This window comes from Amycolatopsis sp. NPDC006131 (genome assembly GCF_040614175.1).
In the GTDB taxonomy this organism is placed as follows: Bacteria; Actinomycetota; Actinomycetes; order Mycobacteriales; family Pseudonocardiaceae; genus Amycolatopsis_E; species Amycolatopsis_E tucumanensis.
Window position 1 is genome coordinate 1 of record NZ_JBEXTX010000228.1, and the last position, 3,229, is coordinate 3,229.

The window sequence follows — 3,229 nt, forward strand, 5'->3', positions numbered from 1 at the left end:
GCCAGCACCGGGTACATCATCACCAGCAGGCCGAGCGCGATCGGCAGCGAGATGCCGTCGACGGCCACGGCGTTGAGGCCGGTCTCCAGGCCGGGTATCCAGCGTCCGGCGAGCAGCCCGAGGACCATCGCCGCGCCGATCCACACCGGCAGGAAGCGGTCCAGTGTGGACAGCTTGCCGACCACCCCGGCGGGGGCCGTGTCGGTGGTGGTCACGCCGTCACCACCGAGCCCTCGGCGGGCGTGAGGACGGCCGCCAGGCGGGCCAGCGTCTCGGGCTGGACCCGGTAGTAGATCCAGGTGCCCCGCCGCTCACCGGTGATCAGCCCGGACTCGCGCAGCACCTTGAGGTGGTGCGAGATGGTCGGGCCGGTCAGGTCGAACGCGCCGGTCAGGTCGCACACGCACGCCTCGCCGCCGTCGTGCGAGGCGATCAGCGACAGCAGCCGCAACCGCACCGGGTCGCCGACCGCCTTGAACACCTTCGCCAGGTCCGCGGCCTGCGTTTCGGACAGGGGTTCACGCACCAGCGGCGAGCAGCACTCCGCGTCCACGATTGGCAACTGTTTCGACATGTGCCTATCTAAACAGACTTCTATCTTGACGTCCATCTACCCAAGGTGCACGCTTTTCATCGACAAACATCGATCGTCGTGAAACCGGAGGTGCCGAGATGGGCGAACAGGCGCAGGACGTGCGGGAACAGGTGCGGGAGCGCTACGCGGCGGCCGCCGTGCGGGCGACCACGCGAGCGGCCGCGTCGTGCTGCGGCGGCGGATGTTCCACCGAGCCACCCGATCTGACCGGCGGCCTCTACGACGAGGCGGAGCGGTCCTCGCTGCCGGAGGATGCGGTGCTGGCCAGTCTCGGCTGCGGCAACCCGCTGGCCGTGGCGGAGCTGCGCGAGGGCGAGACGGTGCTCGATCTGGGCTCCGGTGGCGGCATCGACGTGCTGCTGTCCGCGAAGCGGGTCGGCCCGGCGGGCAAGGTGTACGGGCTGGACATGACCGAGGAAATGCTCGCGCTCGCGCAGGCCAACGCCGAGAAGGCCGGCGCGAGCAACGTCGATTTCCTCAAGGGCAACATCGAGGCGATCCCGCTTCCGGCGGACCGGGTCGATGTGATCATCTCCAACTGCGTGATCAACCTGTCGGTCGACAAGCCCGCGGTGTTCGGCGAGATGTTCCGCGTGCTCAAGCCCGGCGGACGGCTGGGCATCTCCGACGTCGTCGCGGAGGATCACCTCACCGCTGCGAACCGGGCCGAGCGTGGCGAATACACCGCCTGCATCGCGGGCGCGCTTTCGTTCGCGGAGTACCGGGAGGGGCTGGCCGAGGCCGGGTTCACCGGCATCGAGATCACGCCGACGCACCAGGCCGCCGAGAACATGCACTCGGCGATCGTCCGCGCAACCAAACCGCGCGATGCGATGGAACGTCGGGAAATGCCGCTGGTGAGGAGTTCACCGGAGGCTCGATGCTGCGGCTGAGGCCCGCGTCAGTCCCGCGGCGTAACGGCGAACAGGAGGGTCGCTCAAGGATCGGCAAGCGCCGATGAGCAATCGGACCGTGACCGGCTTGCCATTCGCGGTGCCAGCGGTCCTGCCGGATCCGCGGTTGCCAGGGCGACTTGTTCGACCGTTGGGCAGTCCGGTTCTGATGCCTGCTCCGCCGGTGCTGGTCAGCCCGGTTAGAGGCGGCTAGGGTCACCGCGTCGGGTAGCGGGGTGCCTGTGAGGGGTTGGGGATGGCGGGTGAGGTGACCGGCGTGGTGGAGCGGGTGCGGTCGGCGCCGTTGGTGTTCGCCGCTGGCGCGGCGGTGGGTGTGCTGGGCGGGATGATCGGGCTGGGCGGGGCGGAGTTCCGGCTTCCCTTGCTCATCGGGGTGTTCGGGTTCGCGGCCTTGGCCGCGGTGATCTTGAACAAGGCGATGAGCCTGATTGTGGTGCTGACGGCCCTTCCCGCCCGGCTGGCAGCGGTCTCCGCCGGCGAGCTGGCCGCGCAGTGGGCAGTCGCGGTGAACCTGCTGGCCGGGAGCCTGTTGGGGGCGTGGGCGGGAGCAGCGTGGGCGACGCGGATGCGCTCGGCCACGCTGTATCGGGTGTTGGCAGTGCTCACGGTGGTGATGGCCGCCGCGCTGGTCCTCACCCACTTCACCAGCGCGGGCCGTTTGGACCTGCCTGTGCCGGCCCGGGCGGTGGCCGGCGTCGCCGCCGGGTTCGGGATCGGTGTCGTCGCGGCGATCATGGGAGTGGCCGGCGGCGAGCTGCTGATTCCTACGATCACGCTGCTCTACGCCGTGGATGTCAAGGTCGCCGGGAGCCTGTCGTTGGTGGTGTCCCTGCCCACCATGCTGGTCGCCTTCGCCCGCTACAGCCGCGACTCCAGCTTCGTGGCCTTGCGCCGCAATCTGCGCTTCGCCGTGATCATGGTCGCGGGGTCGATCACCGGGGCCTTGCTGGGTGGGCTCCTCCTCGGGCTCATCCCGAACTTGGTGCTGATCCCTGTCCTGGCAGCGGTGCTGCTCGTCTCGGCGGTCAAGGTGGCCCGGCATTGAGCGCGTCAACGTCTTCAGCCCGGTCGTGCCACGCTTGGCACGGAAGGGACGGGTTATGGATCGGCGAGCCGTGCACGAGCAGTGGGAACGCGACCGTGCCACCTTTCCACGCGCTGCTGGCAGTGGCGACGGCCGACGACTTGCGCCGGCCGTCGCGCGGCACCCGGTGGACCAACCGGCAGCTGTTGTTCCACATGCTCTTCGGCTATCAGGTGGTGCGCGCCCTGCAGGTCCTGGTGCGCGTGTTCGGCCGCCTGCCGGATCCGTTGAGTCGCGGGTTCGCCCGGGCGCTGGATGCCGGGACGGTGCCCTTTGACGTCGTCAACTACCTGGGCTCTTGCGGCGGGGGCATGCTCGCGCCGCGGTGGATGGCCTGGTGGTTCGACCGCATCATCGCGTCCTTGCACCGCAGCCTCGACCGCGCTTCCGACGCCGATCTCGGGCGCGGCATGCACTACCCAGTTCGCTGGGACCCGTTCTTCGCGCCCTACATGACCCTGGCCGACGTCTACCGGTATCCCGCCCGGCATTTCGCTTTCCACCAACGGCAGCTCACGCTCGGCGCGTGAGCAACCGCCGGGCGAGGTAGGCGGCGTCGCGGCCGACGCCGCGGATGGTGGCCGAGGAGAAGCTGCGCTGAGATCGGTAGTCCACACTTCTGTAAACCCTTCACAA

At 69.3% G+C, this 3,229-nt stretch carries 4 protein-coding genes and 1 pseudogene; 3 read left to right on the forward strand and 2 right to left on the reverse strand.

The features are described from left to right. Both ABZ215_RS43510 and ABZ215_RS43515 read right to left on the reverse strand, forming a co-directional pair. A pseudogene (locus ABZ215_RS43510) lies at positions 1-215 on the reverse strand (arsenical-resistance protein); the annotation flags it as partial. After that, on the reverse strand, positions 212-574 hold the full coding sequence (locus ABZ215_RS43515) for a metalloregulator ArsR/SmtB family transcription factor (protein WP_354956788.1): 363 nt from the start codon (positions 572-574) through the stop codon (positions 212-214). The gene ABZ215_RS43515 and the pseudogene ABZ215_RS43510, both read right to left, overlap by 4 nt. Before the next feature lie 98 nt (positions 575-672). Between ABZ215_RS43515 and arsM the strand changes: the two genes are divergently transcribed. The 3 genes from arsM (at position 673) to ABZ215_RS43530 (ending at position 3,123) form a co-directional block, all read left to right on the forward strand. Next, positions 673-1,488, forward strand: a complete 816-nt coding sequence (gene arsM / locus ABZ215_RS43520) for an arsenite methyltransferase (RefSeq protein ID WP_354956790.1) — start codon at positions 673-675, stop codon at positions 1,486-1,488. 256 nt (positions 1,489-1,744) lie between these two features. Then, on the forward strand, positions 1,745-2,554 hold the full coding sequence (locus tag ABZ215_RS43525) for a sulfite exporter TauE/SafE family protein (RefSeq protein ID WP_354956792.1): 810 nt from the start codon (positions 1,745-1,747) through the stop codon (positions 2,552-2,554). Between the two features lie 122 nt (positions 2,555-2,676). Next, positions 2,677-3,123 carry a DinB family protein gene (locus tag ABZ215_RS43530; protein ID WP_354956794.1) on the forward strand — a complete coding sequence of 149 codons (447 nt, stop codon included), beginning with the start codon at positions 2,677-2,679 and terminating at the stop codon, positions 3,121-3,123. Positions 3,124-3,229: the final 106 nt, after the last annotated feature.

What these genes read in the sequence shown, in the direction of transcription:
- arsM (WP_354956790.1), top strand. Translation starts at nt 673, where the DNA reads ATGGGCGAACAGGCGCAGGACGTGCGGGAACAGGTGCGGGAGCGCTAC.
- ABZ215_RS43525 (WP_354956792.1), top strand. Translation starts at nt 1,745, where the DNA reads ATGGCGGGTGAGGTGACCGGCGTGGTGGAGCGGGTGCGGTCGGCGCCG.
- ABZ215_RS43515 (WP_354956788.1), bottom strand. Translation starts at nt 574, where the DNA reads ATGTCGAAACAGTTGCCAATCGTGGACGCGGAGTGCTGCTCGCCGCTG.